This is a genomic window from Mesorhizobium sp. M7A.F.Ca.CA.002.04.1.1, assembly GCF_004022805.1.
In the GTDB taxonomy this organism is placed as follows: domain Bacteria; phylum Pseudomonadota; class Alphaproteobacteria; order Rhizobiales; family Rhizobiaceae; genus Mesorhizobium; species Mesorhizobium ciceri.
On record NZ_RZPL01001215.1, the window covers coordinates 1 to 727 of the forward strand.

Below are 727 nucleotides of genomic sequence, written 5' to 3' on the forward strand. Positions count from 1 at the left end.
CGCCCGTCTGTCCAATGCTCCCGAGCCTGGCGAAATCGACCAGCCGCCGAGGTGGCCGGCGAAGACTTTCGCGTCCCGGTCGTCTGTCCAGGGCGCGAAAACCGAGCTGTGAGTCGCGCCGGAGTCCATCAGATTCGATTTTGTCAAATCGCGTTTGATGTCAGATTCAACTGCGGGTAGATTAAACCCGAATCAGCCGGTCCTGGGGGGCGCGGCGACCACCCAAAGTCTTTTGTTCCGGAGCTTTTCCGGCACCAGACGCGGACGGCTTCGCGTTCCCTGAATGGATTCGGGATTTGGTTCGGTGCAGCCCTGCGCCACGCGTGTGTCTTCGTCAAAGTAATGTGTATTCGGGTTCGGCGGCTGACTTCCAGCATCCGGACAGCAGAAACGATTCCGGCCAAAAGCAACGAGAATGAGCAGTCCCGCCGCGCTACTTCAATCCGACACATTGGGCTCGCGCCTGACGTCGCGCGGCGATCTCACCAGCTTTTTCATGCAACTGACCGCCGAGATCGGCGCCGACAGCTACATGCTGGTCGCCATCGTCCACGATCAGGACCGCAACGATGCGCGCATCGTCTCCTCCAACTGGATTTTCGACGCCATCGAGTTGATCGGCAAGCGGCTGATCGCCGGGCTTGCGCAAGGCGCGCTCACCGTCGCGCCCGGCATTCGTCCGCAGCCGCTGGTAGCATCGCACGCGCCCGAAGCTGACGGGTTGATC

The 727-nt window shown here is 61.3% G+C and carries 1 pseudogene; it reads left to right on the top strand.

Annotated features, from left to right (window positions below):
• Window positions 1-415: 415 nt before the first annotated feature.
• A pseudogene (locus ENZ75_RS33400) lies at window positions 416-727 on the top strand (LuxR family transcriptional regulator); the annotation flags it as partial.